This is a genomic window from Polaromonas sp. P1_F1 (assembly GCF_056405795.1).
Window position 1 is genome coordinate 38,690 of sequence record NZ_JBFUBJ010000009.1, and the last position, 14,661, is coordinate 53,350.

Sequence of the window (14,661 nt, forward strand, 5' to 3'; positions counted from 1 at the left end):
AAATTGGGCAAACAAAGCAAAGACATATCACGGCTGGCGGCATACACTTTGCATGCAACTAGAGGGCGCCCCCTATCCGGGTGTGGCCCTTCTGCCAGCCTGCCCACAAAGCGGTACTAACAAACAGTCCTGGAGACCCACGAACATGAACGCGCCCCTACCTGAACACATCCGCAAAGCGCTAGAGACCGTCACGCTTGACGATAAATATTCTTTAGGCCACGGCCGCGCCTTCATGAGCGGCGTCCAGGCGCTGGTTCGCCTGCCCATGCTGCAGCGCACGCGCGATGCGATCGAGGGGCTGAACACGGCGGGTTTTATCAGCGGCTACCGCGGCTCGCCGCTGGGCGGTTATGACCAGGCCCTGTGGGCTGCCAAAAAGCACCTGGCTGCGCAAAACATCGTGTTCCAGCCCGGCGTCAATGAAGAACTGGGCGCTACGGCAGTCTGGGGCACCCAGCAACTCGACCTGTACCCGCAAAGCAAAAAATTCGACGGCGTATTCGGCATCTGGTACGGCAAGGGCCCGGGCGTGGACCGCTGCTCCGACGTTTTCAAACACGCCAACATGGCCGGCACGGCCAAACACGGCGGCGTGATCGCCATCGCCGGCGATGACCATGTGTCCAAGAGCTCCACCGCCGCGCACCAGAGTGACCACATCTTCAAGGCCTGCGGCCTGCCGGTGTTCTTTCCGTCCAATGTGCAGGACATCCTGGACATGGGCTTGCACGCGTTTGCCATGAGCCGGTTTTCCGGCGTCTGGTCGGGCATGAAAACCATCCAGGAAGTGGTCGAGTCTTCGAGCTCCATCCTGGTCGACCCCGATCGCGTGAAGATCATCATCCCCGAAGATTTCGAGATGCCGCCTGGCGGACTGCACATCCGCTGGCCGGATGCTCCGCTGGAGCAGGAAGCCCGGCTGATGGACTACAAATGGTATGCGGCGCTCGCGTACATCCGCGCCAACAAGCTCAACTACAACGTCATCGCCGGCCCCAAAGACCGCTTCGGCCTGATCGCCAGCGGCAAGGCCTTCAACGACACGCGCCAGGCGCTGGCCGACCTGGGCCTGGACGAAGACACTTGCCACCAGTTGGGCATCCGCCTGCACAAGGTCAACGTGGTCTGGCCGCTGGAGGCCACCATCACGCGCGACTTCGCTGAAGGCCTGCAAGAGATTCTGGTGGTCGAGGAAAAACGCCAGGTCATCGAATACCAGATCAAGGAAGAGCTCTACAACTGGCGTGCCGATGTGCGCCCCAATGTGCTGGGCAAGTTCGACGAGCCCGAAGGCGACCAGTCGGGCGGCGAATGGGGCCGTTCCAACCCGAGCGACAACTGGCTGCTGCGCGCCAAGGCCGACCTGACGCCGGCCATCATCGCCAAGGCGATTGCCAAGCGCCTGAAGAAGCTGGGCGTACCCGCCGACATCATCTCGCGCATGGACGAGCGCCTGGCCATCATTGAAGGGCGTGAGCGCGCCCTGACCGCAGGCAAGGCCGACACCGGCGAGCGCGCACCCTGGTTTTGCAGCGGCTGCCCGCACAACACCAGCACCCGCGTGCCCGAAGGCTCGCGCGCCGTGGCCGGTATCGGCTGCCACTACATGGCGACCTGGATGGACCGCTCCACTTCCACCTTCACCCAGATGGGCGGCGAGGGCGTGACATGGGTGGGCCAGGCGGCGTTTACGACCGACGAACACATTTTTGCCAACCTGGGCGACGGCACCTACTTTCACAGCGGGCTGCTGGCGATCCGCCAGGCCATCGCCTCGGGTGTGAACATCACCTACAAAATCCTCTACAACGACGCGGTCGCCATGACGGGCGGCCAGCAAGTCGGCGAACGGCCTGAAGGCCATTCGGTGCTGCAGATCATGCAAAGCCTGCGCGCCGAGGGCGTGGCCAAGCTGGTCATCGTGACCGACGAGCCGCAGAAATACGACGGCGCGCCGCTGCTCGACGGTGTGACGGTGCACCACCGCGACGAGCTGGATCGCATCCAGCGCGAGTTCCGCGAGATCAAGGGCACGACCGCGATCATTTACGACCAGACCTGCGCGACTGAAAAGCGCCGCCGCCGTAAACGCGGCACCCTGGTGGATCCTGAAAAGCGCGTGGTGATCAACGAGCTGGTGTGCGAAGGCTGCGGCGATTGTTCGGTGCAATCCAACTGCCTGTCGGTGGAGCCGCTGGAGACCGAATTCGGCCGCAAGCGCCGCATCAACCAGAACACCTGCAACAAGGATTACTCCTGCGTGAAGGGCTTTTGCCCCAGCTTTGTGACCGTCGAGGGCGGGCAGCTGAAGAAGCCCAAAAAAGACAAGAAGGGCGCGCCCAGCAGCCTGTTCGCAGTTCCCGAGCCCGTGCTGCCTGTGGCGGAAAACGCCTGGGGCATTGTGGTGGGTGGTGTCGGCGGCACCGGTGTCATCACCATCGGCCAATTGCTGGGCATGGCAGCCCATATTGAGGGCAAGGGTGTGGTCACGCAGGATGCGGGTGGCCTGGCGCAAAAAGGCGGCGCCACCTGGAGCCATATTCAGATCGCCAACCGGCCGGAAGCCATTTACACGACCAAAGTCGACACCGCCAAGGCGGACCTGGTGATCGGCTGCGATCCGATCGTGGCGGCCAGCAAGTACACGCTGACCGTCATGCAGCCGGGCCGTACCTACGTGGCCATGAATTCACACGGCACGCCGACAGCGGCCTTTGTGACCAACCCCGCCTGGCAGTTCCCTGGCGGCAATTGCGAGACGGCCGTGACCTCCGCAGTGGGCGCTGACTTGCTCGGTAGCTTTGATGCTGAGCAGGTCGCGGTGCAGCTGGTGGGGGATTCGATCTACACCAACCCGCTCATGCTCGGCTTTGCCTGGCAAAAAGGCCGGGTGCCGCTGTCGCACGCCGCGTTGATGCGCGCGATCGAGCTCAACGGTGTGCAGGTTGACAACAACAAGGCGGCTTTTGAGTGGGGCCGGCGTTGCGCGCACGACCTGGCTGCGGTGCAGGCCCTGTTCAAGGCCGCCCAGGTGATCGAGTTCGTGAAGCGCCCTTCGCTGGACAACATGCTGGCCAAGCGGGTTGACTTCCTGACGGCTTATCAGAACGCGGCATATGCGCAGACCTACCAGGCTTTTGTGGAGAAGGTGCGCGCTGTGGAAGCGCCGCTGGGCAAGACGCTGCTGACCGAGGCGGTGGCCCGGTACCTTTTCAAACTCATGGCTTACAAAGACGAGTACGAAGTGGCGCGCCTGCACACCGACACGGGCTTCCTGGACAAAGTCAACGGCATGTTTGAAGGCGACTTCAAGCTCAATTACCACCTGGCGCCGCCCATGATTGCGTCCAAAAACGACAAGGGCGAGCTGCAGAAGAAGCAGTTCGGCCCCTGGATGCTGGGCGCATTCAAGGTGTTGGCTCGCCTGAAAGGTCTGCGCGGCACGCCGCTGGATGTCTTTGGCCGCACGGAGGAGCGGCGCACCGAGCGGGCCCTGATTGAGGAATACAAGGCGAGCCTGCAGGACGTGATGGCTGGCCTGACGGCCGAAAACCACGCCACGGCGTTGGAAATCGCCCGGATTCCAGAAATGATCAAGGGTTATGGCCATGTCAAGGCACGCCACCTGGCAGCAGCGCGGCCCCAGTGGGCCGCGTTGATGGAATCCTTTCGTACCCCCGGATCTACCGTTCAGCGGGAAGCGGCTTAAAGCCTGGACCGGCGCCGGCCTCGCCGCCGGTCCGGTGTTTCCTTCATGGAGCGGCTTTGCTGCGGAGCTTGCAGCAGCCCTTTGCGCGCAACCCCGGCTTGAAAAGCCCCTGGTGCGCGCCAGTTACCCCCTTCTGCGGATGCCCCGCCGCATACAATCGTGAACTCTGTGCGCTGTCCGTGCCGGATGGCGCGCGCCAGTGTGTCTTTTAAATCGTTGTGGAGTTAGCCGTGTTCATTTCTTCCGCCTTTGCCCAAACCGCTCCCGCTGCCGCTGCCGGCGGTGACATGATGTCCTCGCTGACGGGCATGCTGCCTCTGGTGCTGATGTTCGTGGTCCTGTACTTCGTCATGATCCGCCCGCAGATGAAAAAGCAGAAAGAGCATCGCGCCATGATTGAGGCGCTGGCCAAGGGCGATGAAGTCGCCACCGCAGGCGGCCTGCTGGGCAAGGTGACCAAGCTGGGCGATGTGTACCTGACCCTCGAACTGGCGCCAGGCGTCGAAGTCCAGCTGCAGCGCAGCGCGATCATCCAGGTGCTGCCCAAAGGCGCTATCAATCCAGCCAAATAAGGCTTTCGCCGGCCGCAACGGCCGGCAGGCCTGACTTTGTTCATCCGTCCACCAGGAACAGCCCTCTCATGAATCGTTATCCGGCCTGGAAGTACGCCATCATTGTGATTGCGTTCATCGTCGCAGCCCTGTACACGCTGCCCAACTTTTTCGGCGAAGCGCCTGCGGTCCAGGTCTCCAGCGCCAAGTCCACCGTCAAGATCGACAGTACGACGATGGCGAAAGTGGAGCAAATACTGAAGGAAGCCGGTATTGCGGCGGATGCCGTCGCCCTGGACGAAACTTCTGTCAGGGCGCGGTTTGGCGATACCGATACGCAACTCAAGGCCAGGGACGCGATCCAGAAAGTACTGGCGCCGGATTCCGAAGATCCTCCGTATGTCGTTGCGCTCAATTTGCTATCGCTTTCACCTCCCTGGCTAGCCCGGCTTCATGCTTTCCCAATGTACCTCGGGCTTGACTTACGAGGCGGCGTGCATTTGATGCTGCAGGTGGACATGCAGGCCGCGCTAACCAAGCGCGCCGAGTCCCTGGTTGGCGACCTACGGACGTCGCTGCGTGAGAAAAATATCCGGCACGGCGGCATCGCTCGTAATGGACAGACCATTGACATCAAGGTGCGTGACTCTGCCACACTGGCATCGGCCAAAGCCCTGATTCAAGACCAGTTTCCCGACCTCCAGACTGCTGAGGTCCCCGAAGGCACGGAATACAAGCTTACGGCTACGATCAAGCCTGAGGCGGCGCGCCGCATTCAGGACCAGGCTCTCAAACAGAACATGGTGACCCTTCACAACCGGGTCAACGAACTGGGCGTCGCAGAGCCGGTAATACAGCAGCAGGGTATAGACCGCATTGTTGTGCAACTACCAGGTATTCAGGATCCTGCCCGGGTCCGGCGCATTATTGGCCGTACCGCCACCCTGGAAATGCGTCTGGTGGAAGACAGCGCTGAAGCCCGTGCTGCCATGACCGGGGGGGGCATGGTGCCCTTTGGGTCGGAAAAATTCCCCGATATCAGCGGCAATCCGGTGATTGTGAAGAAGCAGGTCCTTGTTACCGGTGAGAGCCTGACGGACGCCCAGGCCGGCTTCGATTCGCAAAAGCAGGAACCCAATGTATCCCTGACGCTGGATGCCAAGGGTGGGAGGGTGATGCGCGAAACAAGCCGCGAGAACATGGACAAGCCGATGGCCATCCTGCTGTTCGAAAAGGGCAAAGGGCAGGCTATTTCGGTGGCAACCATTCGCGGTGAACTGGGTACACGATTCAGCATCTCGGGCGCCATGAATATCAATGCCGCCAACGATCTCGCCCTGTTGCTGCGCGCAGGCTCGCTTGCCGCTCCCATGGAGGTCATTGAAGAGCGCACCATTGGCCCGACGCTGGGCGCCGACAACATTGCCAAGGGCTTTCACAGTGTGTCGTGGGGCTTCGTCGTGATCGTGGCGTTTATGGCGATCTATTACATGCTTTTTGGCCTGTTTTCCGGCCTGGCGCTTGCCGTCAACCTGCTGTTGCTGGTCGCGGTGCTGTCCATGCTGCAGGCTACCCTGACCTTGCCTGGCATGGCGGCGATGGCGCTCGCGCTGGGTATGGCCATCGATTCCAATGTGCTGATCAATGAGCGTGTGCGGGAAGAATTGCGAAACGGTGCCTCCGCGCAAGCGGCGATTCATGCAGGTTATGAGCGGGCCTGGGCAACCATTCTGGACTCCAACACCTCGACATTGATCGTAGGTCTTGCGTTGCTGGCTTTTGGGTCCGGCCCGGTCCGCGGCTTTGCCGTTGTGCATTGCATCGGTATCCTGACCAGCATGTTCTCAGCGGTGTTTTTCTCGCGCGGCCTGGTCAACCTCTGGTATGGCCGCCAGAAGAAGCTCAAGACGGTTTCCATTGGCACAGTGTGGCGGCCCACCACTTCGGGTGCGGTGGCGAAGTAAGCCCACGCCCGGCCCTTTTTTCCTGAATTTCCCAAGGACTCCAGATGGAATTTTTCAAAATCCGGCGTGACATTCCGTTTATGCGGCACGCCCTGATCTTCAATGCCATCAGCTTTGCCACGTTCGCTTTGGCAGTATTTTTCCTGTTCTCGCGCGGCTTGCACCTGTCCGTCGAATTCACCGGCGGCACCTTGATGGAGGTGAATTACACCCAGGCTGCCGATGTCGGAAAAATCCGCGATACGGTGGCGGGGTTGGGCTTCGCCGATGTGCAGGTCCAGAATTTCGGCACCTCACGCGACGTGATGATCCGCCTGCCGGCACAAAAGGGCGTAAGCACTGCGCAGCAAAGCGACAAGGTGCTTGCGGCCCTGAAGGCTGCCAGCCCGGATGTGACGCTGCGGCGCACCGAATTCGTCGGCCCGCAGGTGGGCGAGGAACTCGCCCACGACGGGCTGAAGGCGCTCGCCATGGTGGTTTTCGGCATCATGGTCTATCTGGCTTTCCGCTTTGAATGGAAATATGCCGTGGCGGCCATCATCGCCAATTTGCACGACGTCGTGATCATTTTGGGATTCTTCGCTTTCTTCCAATGGGAGTTTTCACTGGCTGTGCTTGCTGCTGTGCTGGCGGTGCTGGGCTACTCGGTCAATGAGTCGGTGGTGATCTTTGACCGGATCCGCGAGAATTTTCGACGCTATCGCAAGATGAATACCACCGAGATCATCGACAACGCGATCACGTCCACCATCAGCCGTACCATCATTACCCACGGTTCCACCCAGATCATGGTGCTGTCCATGCTTCTCTTTGGCGGGCCGACCCTGTTTTACTTTGCCCTGGCGCTGACCATCGGCATTCTGTTCGGGATCTATTCGTCGGTGTTTGTTGCCGCTGCAATCGCCATGTGGCTAGGCATTCGGCGTGAAGACCTGATGAAAGGGCCGGCCAAAAAAGACGAGGATCCCAATGACCCCAACGCCGGAGCCACGGTGTAAGCTATGACTTAATCATCCTAGGGCGGCTGTGGCTCCAAGTAACAAAAATAGCAGGGTTCTGGTCGAGCAGGCACGTGCGCTGTTTGCGGAGCGTGCTGTACGCGTACTGCCTGCACTGGCGAAAACCATTCAAGACAGGCTCACTGCCGCAGTTGATCAGCCCGGCAGTGTCCGGGAAATGCAGGACCGGCGTGATGCCTGGATGGCTTTCCAGAAAAGTGGTGCCACCTGGGTCCGTGGCACAACCGCCGCATGGACCACTGCCCAGACGATTCCTGCGCCAAACTCGCCCTCGAGGTTTGCCGACAGCGGCAAATTTGAATTGATGGGTAACGACGTGATGGAGGACAAAATCCTTGCTTCGCGGCTCGCGCTTCGGTTGCTGGACTTCGCAAGCTGGGAGTTGAACGACCTCCGGTTGCGCATCCAAAACCTGGAGGCCGTCACGGAATTGCACAAGCAGGACATTCTTCGCCCCGAGGTGCTTGCCCAGCACATGGTTGAGCAATGGAGTCTTGCATCGCTGCCACGGGATGTCTGGCTCGTTGTCCAGGATGTCATCCAGAAGGACATGGGCACACACCTGCTGGAGACTTACCATGCCACCAACGAGTTTTTGGTGCAGCAGGGGGTGATGGCGGAAATCGACTTACGGCCGCTGGTCAAACGCACTCCCTCCGCTGCGGATGCCGGAGCGTCTGCCAGGAAAGCCTCTACTTCTGAGAAGGAACGCGGCAAATTCGGCAGCGAAACCGGCTCCAGGACCGGCGGGTCTGAAGGCGGTGGCGCACGTGGTTTTGGCGGAGGCCAGGGCGATGGGCCTGATAGCCGGGTTCAGGGTGTGGGTGGCGGGCGATCTTCAGCCTTTGGCGGCCGTCAGGGTGCAGCTTCTCCAGGTACGGCGTCCGAAGGAGCAGGGTCGCAGCCAGGCGTATCCAGGCAAGGCGGCGCAGTCTACGATGAAACCCGCATGCAAACGGCGACGACGCCGCTCGCCAGGGCACGCATGAGGGCCCAGGGTGTGATGGGGCACCTCAAGCGTTTGCTGTCGAACCAGGTCGCAGGCTTCGACGATACCCACCCCACACAGGCGTCGCCTCAGCTCGCGCAGGCCATGGTGAGCGTGCAGAAGCAGGAAGAAACCGGTGCAGAGCGTACCTTGCTCGCAGATGCGCAAGGGCAGATCTATGGCCAGGTGCATGTCGACAATGCTGCAACTGCCTTGCGGGAACGAACCAATACCCTCAAGCAGGCGGCGTCCACCTCATCCGAGAAGGCGACGATTGAAATCGTGGCCCTGATGTTCCAGAGCATTCTTGCCGAAGACCGCATTCCGCCTGTGATCCGGGTCTGGTTTGCCCGTTTGCAGATGCCGGTATTGCGTGTGGCGATTTCCGAGCCAGAGTTCTTTGAGTCGCTGCAGCATCCTGCACGCCGGTTGATCGACCGCATGGGTTCCTGCGTATTGGGCTTTGACGTCACGGTGGCCGGCGGCGCCATGGAATCTGAAGTCAAGCGCATTGTGCAAGTGATAGAGCAGTATCCCGAAACAGGGCGTCGGGTGTTTCAGCTGGTTTACGACGAGTTCGAAAAGTTTTTATCCAAATTCCTTTCCGAGCATGGCAGCGCCGCCCGTGTTGTGAGCGTCGCGCAACAGGTCGAACAAAAAGAGACCATGACGATCCAGTACACCATTGAGATGCGGAACATGCTCAATGACATGCCGGTTCGAGACGAGATCCGCGAATTCCTCTTCAAGGTATGGGCCGAGGTATTGGCAATCGCCGCGATGAAGAACGGGCCGCAGCACGAGGAAACCATCACGCTCAAGCGGGCTGCCGCTGATCTGGTGTGGGCCGCGAGCGCCAAACCGAACCGCAATGATCGCGCCCGCGTGATTGCAGACCTGCCGAAATTGCTGCAGCTGCTGCGCCTGGGCATGTCCATGCTGGGCTTGGGTGTGTCTGACCAGGACGGGCACCTGAAGACCATCAGCGATACGCTGGCCGATGCATTCATGTCCAAAACCGACACCATTTCCCAGGAGCGGGTGGAGATCATGGCCAAACGGCTGATGAACCTGGAAGACTATCTTTCCGACGAGGACGTCGGAGACCTGCCGCTGGATACTGACAGCCTGGTCACCATGATCGGGATCGATGCTACCGACATTGAAGTGATCGCCGATGGCGGCAGCCAGCCCACGGAAGCCATGCGCGCATGGGCCCGGGAGCTCCAGGTAGGTACATGGTTCAGCCTGGACCACAACGGCAAGATCAGTCATGTGCAGTTTGCCTGGTGCAGTGATCGCAAGCAGTTGCACCTGTTTGCTTCTGCCGATGGCCGGAACTTCCTGATCCAGGCTCGTCGGCTCGCGGCCTACCTGCAGTCGGGTTTGCTGGTGCCTACGGAAGAGGAGGCGCTCACGGTACGTGCCACGCGCGACGCGCTTGCCAAGCTGGATGCAAATCCCGAGCGGTTGCTCGGCTAAGGGCCTCGTTGTCCGGCGTGCCCGGGCAACCGGTTCAAAAATGTCGTTTTTGTGCCGCAGTGCTATTCAGTGAGCAAGGCGACCTTCCGCGTCGTCGCACAATTCGTCCAGAACCAGCGCATCGGGTTCTTCGCCGAAGCTCCAATAGACCATCAATACGATGATTTTCAGGTCATCGAGCGTGACGGGGTCGCCCGGTGCCGCCATGGCACGGTCAATCACAATCTCGCGCATGTGCGGAGGCAATACGCCGGACGACTCAAGGAAGCTCACAAATCCCAGGCTCTGTGCGCCGAGTTGTGTTTGCTCGGCAACCGAATAAACGCGAAGGCTGTCGGGGGATTGGGGCTGAATGACCGGATGCGCACCGGGCTCGGTGAGCTCTGACGGGGCACTGGCCGGCAGACTGATTTGCGTGCCTTGGGCGGCGATATTCAAGCCGTCGAGCCAGACGAGGGCCGCCTGGATTTCTTCCGCCTCAAAACCCGCCGCTGTCAGTTTGCGGCCGAGCCGCTGAAGTTCGGGGCAAGCGTCACCTTGCCAGTAATTTTCGTAGACGTACACGAGTACTTCGAACATGCGTCCAATATAACGCAGTTGGCGGCAGCATTGTCAAGCCGGTGAAAAGAGTGCGGTGTTTATGCGTCAGCGCGTCGCTGGAACAGGCCGCCGGGAAGCCTGAACACCTGTCCGTCGAGTTCCAGCTCAAGTAGCTGCGCCTGCAGCATGGCTGTTTCGATCCCGGTTCGCGCCTGTAGTGTGTCCAGGCTCACCACGTCGAATCCCAGTGCGGCGATCAGGGCGGTAGATGAGGGGGACTCGACCAGGAGACCGGTTTCTTTCTCTGTTGGCGTATATGCCGCTGCAGCCGGCGCCACACCCCGCGCAGGGAGACTTAATTCCTCCAATACGTCCTGCGCAGTTTCCACCAGCTTGGCCCCCTGCTTGATCAGTGCGTGGCAGCCGCGTGACTGGGGCGAATGGATGGAGCCGGGTATGGCAAACACTTCTTTGCCCTGTTCGGCCGCCAGCCGCGCGGTGATCAGTGAGCCGGACTGCAGCGCTGCCTCGATGACAAGAGTGCCCAGCGACAGGCCGGAAATGATGCGGTTGCGTCTCGGGAAGTTCGCGGTCAGCGGTGGCGTGCCGAGCGGGAATTCGCTGATGATCATGCCTTGCTGGGCAATACGGTGCGCCAGCTCGAGATGTTTTTTGGGATAGACGCGGTCTAGTCCGGTACCCACCACGGCAATGGTATCTCCGCCGGCTTGCATGGCGCCGTCGTGCGCCGCACCGTCGATACCCAAGGCCAAGCCTGACACAACGCAGAGTTTGGCACCGGCCAGGGCCTTGGCGAATTGGCGCGCATTAGCTTCGCCCTGCGGCGTCGGGTTGCGGCTGCCTACGATGGCTATATGGGCCACGTGGGATGGCGATAACGCCTGAGGCTGGGATGCACGCTTGCCGAGCATGTAGAGCATCAGCGGGGGATCGGCGATGTCGAGCAAGGCCGCAGGGTAGGCCGCATCTCCAATCGCGACCACCCGCCGGTGCTCGCCGGCCTGCAACCAGTCCAGCGTCATTTGCAGCTGGGCTGCCAGATTTGGAGGCTCTGCCCTGAGCGCGCGCGCCAATTTCTCCGAACCCAACTGTTCCAGAGCGGCTGAACTCTGGTCAAAAATCGCCTGCACGGATCCAAAAGCGGCTAGCAGCTTGCGGGAATTCTCATTTCCTATGCCCGTTGAGAGGGTCAGGCGCAACCAGGCCTGGAGCTCATGTTTTTCCACGTGATAGCCAGGGCTGAAAGAATGACAGGGTCAACGAGTTCGAGTATTTGTCTCGAATGTCGATGGACCCGGATTGCCCAAGTTCGTGCGTTGCTTGTCCGCCGGTTTAATTGGGATTGACGAAGCGATCCCCCACCTTCACGCCATCGGTAATCTGCAGGACGAGGGCATAGGAAACGGCATCAAAAGTGCGAAATACCATCAACAAGCCATTTCGCTCGTTGGGCAGTTTAATCTGCTGGCGGCTGCTGTCGGTCTTGTCTTGCAATCTTGCGCCGTCCTTGAGAATGGCCATGATATGGCCACGTTCCAGACCATCCCTGGCGCCACGATTGATGACCACGACCTGGTTCTCCGCAGCATTGGTCACGGCACTTCCATAGATAGACACAATCTGTCCGGCAACGGCAGAAGAAGGCGCGTGCGGTATGTAATTCAGCAACTCGCGTGGCGGTTCAACCAACAGCCGGTCCCCCACCCGCATCTCTTCTTTGGTAGCAACGATGTCGATCGTCGCCGGCACGATTTCGGATTGCGGCTTGCCGTCTTTACCGGCTATTTCCGCAACCGATTCGCCGCGTGCTATTTCCGCCTTGCCGACGTATTGCGCCTCGTAGCCCAGAATCGCCTGGGTCGTCGGATCTTTCAGCGGCGTTGCGTTGCGAAACACCCGGTAATTGACCGGTTCGCCTTTTTCAATGCTCAGGGGTTTGCCGGTGGTGCTGCCGGTGCCGTATTGGCTGCGCGCATAGGCGCGATCTCCGCGGCTAAGCAGAACGCGGCCTTCCTGGGCCGCCACAATGCGGGGCGCATTGGAAAGCATGGCCTCGTCGACGATCAAGGCCTCATTCAGGAAGGGCTCGATCAGGTTGGGCGCGATCGTGGGAATGGAGGCGTCTGCCAGGGTTTCAAAGCGGGTGCGCGGAGAAACGCGTACGGTGTCTGTCGGCGGGCCGTCGCTGGAGGCCTGCCGTGTGCGCAAGACGGCGCGGCCGCCGGTCTTGTCGAGGTAGAGCTGCTGTCCCGGGTAGATGCGGTGAGGATTCTTGATGTCGTCCAGGTTCATGCCCCACAGTTCGGGCCAGCGCCATGGGCTCTTGAGGAACATGCCGGAAATGGCCCAGAGCGTGTCGCCCCGCTTGACGGTGTAGTTGTCAGGCGCATTGGGCGCCAGTTCACTGAGGGGAACCCCGGTTTGAGCCACTTGGGTGGCCGTGGCCTTCTGTGCCGGGGTAATGGGAAAATTCTGGGCATGCAAGCCGACAGTAGTGCCCAAAAGGGCTGCGGTTGCCATTGAAATTTGACTGAAACGACCAAAAATTGTTTGCATCTCTGTAGGCCCTCGGTGCTTTTATGAGGCTGGCAGACACTATCCGGGCTGAACCGGGCAGAAAAAGCCGCTTCTATATCTTGATAAATTACTAACGATTTTGTACCTAAGCCCTTGATTAAGCAACGATTACGCGATTCTGGGAATATCGGGATGCTGAAAAACCGGGAAAAGTGGCGAAAATAGCGACATCTCACCCATTGCCCAGCCTTCCTCCATGAGCCAGTTAACCATTCTTCGTTACCCCGACCCCCGCCTCCACACCGTTGCCAAGCCTGTGGCGGCCGTTGATGCGCGCCTGCGCAAGCTGGTCGACGACATGCTCGAAACCATGCACGAAGCGGCGGGCATCGGCCTGGCGGCAACCCAGGTGGATGTGCATGAGCGCCTGGTCGTGATTGATGTCAGCGAAGACCGGACACAGCCCCTGGTGCTGATCAATCCCGAGATTGTCTGGGCCAGCGAAGAAACACGCGTGGGCGACGAAGGCTGCCTGTCGGTGCCTGGTATTTATGACGGCGTGGAACGCTCTACCGCCATCAAGGTACAGGCGCTGGATCTAGACGGGAAGCTGCAGGTGCACGCAGCCGAAGGCATGCTGGCGGTTTGCATCCAGCATGAAATGGACCATCTGATGGGCAAGGTGTTTGTGGAGTACCTGTCCCCGCTTAAACGCAACCGCATCAAAACCAAGATGATCAAGCAGAAAAAGGACGAGGAGCGCGACTCGCCCCGTTAACCTGTCCGTACGTACGGACGTCGGCCGTTGTACCGCGTGCCGGAACCACGGGATTTCCCTAGGAGTCTTTAGAATCGGACTCCATGCGTGTCATTTTTGCCGGTACCCCTGAGTTCGCCCGTGTGGCCCTTGAAAAACTGCATGCGGCCGGTTTTGAGATTCCCCTCGTACTGAGCCAGCCTGACCGCCCCGCAGGCCGCGGCATGAAACTGCAGGCTTCGCCCGTCAAGCAATGGGCCGAAACCTCACACACACCCATCGCCCAACCCAGAAGCTTGCGGCTGGACGGCAAATTCCCTGGCGATGCAGCCGCGGCGCACGAAGCCATCACCGCAGCGCGCGCGGACGTCATGGTGGTGGCGGCCTATGGACTCATTCTTCCGCAGTGGGTTCTGGATGTACCGCGGTCGGGCTGCCTCAATATCCACGCGTCGCTGTTGCCGAGATGGCGCGGTGCCGCGCCGATTCACCGGGCCATCGAAGCCGGTGATCCGGAAACCGGCGTCACCATCATGCAAATGGATGCCGGGCTGGACACGGGCGACATGCTCCTGACGGAAAAGCTGCGCATCGCACCCGGCGACACCACGGCTTCGCTGCACGACAAGCTGGCCAATCTGGGCGGGCGGCTCATCGTGGAGGCCCTCGAGATCGCTGCGTGCGGAGGCCTGCACGCGGTCTCTCAGCCCGCGGACGGCATCACTTACGCACACAAAATTGAAAAACATGAGGCATTACTGGACTGGTCGCAAGGCGCTTCCGTACTCGAGCGGCGGATCCGGGCGTTCAACCCGTTTCCCGGCGCGGCCGGTGTTGTAGACGGGCAAACCCTCAAGTTCTGGCGTGCCGAAGTTCTGGCGAATGCGCGTCGGCCGGGGGATGCCCAGGCCGGTGAAGTCCTTGCCGCAGGGCCACAAGGTGTGGACATTTGTGCCGCCGACGGCGTTCTACGTGTGAGCCGCCTTCAAAAAGCCGGCGGCAAGGCGCTGGATGCGTCCGAGTTTTTGCGGGGGTTTGAGATCCGTCCCGGCATGGTCTTCATTCAACCGGATATCGCCAAACAGGGGTGAAAAAAATGACGGAACAGAA

General features: G+C 60.4%; 10 protein-coding genes. 7 read left to right on the forward strand and 3 right to left on the reverse strand.

Translation table 11 applies throughout. From position 1 onward, the window contains the following. Nucleotides 1-145: 145 nt before the first annotated feature. The 5 genes from AC1DZE_RS20085 (at nt 146) to AC1DZE_RS20105 (ending at nt 9,716) form a co-directional block, all read left to right on the forward strand. Nucleotides 146-3,712, forward strand: coding sequence for an indolepyruvate ferredoxin oxidoreductase family protein (locus tag AC1DZE_RS20085; RefSeq protein WP_477670624.1), 3,567 nt, complete (start codon nt 146-148; stop codon nt 3,710-3,712). A 230-nt stretch (nt 3,713-3,942) separates the two neighbouring features. Next, a complete protein-coding gene (yajC, locus tag AC1DZE_RS20090) occupies nt 3,943-4,284 on the forward strand; it encodes a preprotein translocase subunit YajC (RefSeq protein ID WP_477656808.1) in 342 nt (113 codons plus the stop codon). Between the two features lie 68 nt (nt 4,285-4,352). Beyond that, on the forward strand, nt 4,353-6,227 hold the full coding sequence (gene secD / locus AC1DZE_RS20095; protein ID WP_477670625.1) for a protein translocase subunit SecD: 1,875 nt from the start codon (nt 4,353-4,355) through the stop codon (nt 6,225-6,227). A gap of 44 nt (nt 6,228-6,271) precedes the next feature. Beyond that, nucleotides 6,272-7,225, forward strand: a complete 954-nt coding sequence (secF, locus tag AC1DZE_RS20100) for a protein translocase subunit SecF (RefSeq protein WP_477670626.1) — start codon at nt 6,272-6,274, stop codon at nt 7,223-7,225. Nucleotides 7,226-7,253: 28 nt separating this feature from the next. Continuing rightward, complete coding sequence (locus tag AC1DZE_RS20105) at nt 7,254-9,716, forward strand: DUF1631 family protein (RefSeq protein ID WP_477670627.1); 2,463 nt, start codon at nt 7,254-7,256, stop codon at nt 9,714-9,716. Between the two features lie 66 nt (nt 9,717-9,782). Here AC1DZE_RS20105 and AC1DZE_RS20110 read toward each other — a convergent pair whose 3' ends face one another. The 3 genes from AC1DZE_RS20110 to AC1DZE_RS20120 form a co-directional block, all read right to left on the reverse strand. Beyond that, nucleotides 9,783-10,295, reverse strand: a complete 513-nt coding sequence (locus AC1DZE_RS20110) for a Smg family protein (RefSeq protein WP_457282413.1) — start codon at nt 10,293-10,295, stop codon at nt 9,783-9,785. Between the two features lie 59 nt (nt 10,296-10,354). Further along, nucleotides 10,355-11,503 (reverse strand): DNA-processing protein DprA, encoded by a 1,149-nt coding sequence (gene dprA / locus AC1DZE_RS20115; protein WP_477670628.1) that lies wholly within the window; start codon nt 11,501-11,503, stop codon nt 10,355-10,357. A gap of 106 nt (nt 11,504-11,609) precedes the next feature. Then, entirely contained in the window at nt 11,610-12,833 is a 1,224-nt protein-coding gene (locus AC1DZE_RS20120) for a LysM peptidoglycan-binding domain-containing protein (protein ID WP_477670629.1), read from the reverse strand. Nucleotides 12,834-13,050: 217 nt separating this feature from the next. Here AC1DZE_RS20120 and def point away from each other — a divergent pair, with 217 nt between their 5' ends. Together def and fmt are read left to right on the forward strand one after the other, a co-directional pair. Beyond that, nucleotides 13,051-13,572: a peptide deformylase gene (def, locus tag AC1DZE_RS20125; protein ID WP_477666950.1), complete on the forward strand. Its 522-nt coding sequence runs from the start codon at nt 13,051-13,053 to the stop codon at nt 13,570-13,572. 83 nt (nt 13,573-13,655) lie between these two features. Continuing rightward, nucleotides 13,656-14,642, forward strand: a complete 987-nt coding sequence (fmt, locus tag AC1DZE_RS20130; protein ID WP_477700474.1) for a methionyl-tRNA formyltransferase — start codon at nt 13,656-13,658, stop codon at nt 14,640-14,642. Nucleotides 14,643-14,661 lie beyond the last annotated feature (19 nt).